The 240-nt window shown below is 73.3% G+C and carries 1 pseudogene; it reads left to right on the top strand.

The features are described from left to right. Window positions 1-240, top strand: a pseudogene (fadH, locus tag ACSNOK_RS35980) (NADPH-dependent 2,4-dienoyl-CoA reductase); the annotation flags it as partial.

Here is a 240-nt window from a genome sequence, read left to right as displayed (position 1 = left end):
GACCGAGCCCGTCCGCCCCGCCGGCGCGCGCACCGTCCACCTGCTCCAGCGCAAGACGAGCAAGGTCGGCGCGGGCCTGGGCAAGACCACCGGCTGGATCCACCGCACCGAGCTCAGGCAGCGCGGCGTCACCATGCTCGCCGGCGTCACCTACGAGCGCATCTACGACGAGGGCCTGCACATCACCGTCGACGGGCACCCCCGGGTGCTGCCGGTGGACACCGTCGTGCTGTGCACCGG

Origin of the sequence: Streptomyces sp. URMC 126, from assembly GCF_051386555.1 — a bacterium.
In the GTDB taxonomy this organism is placed as follows: Bacteria; Actinomycetota; Actinomycetes; order Streptomycetales; family Streptomycetaceae; genus Streptomyces.
This window is presented reverse-complemented; position numbering and strand designations above follow the sequence as displayed.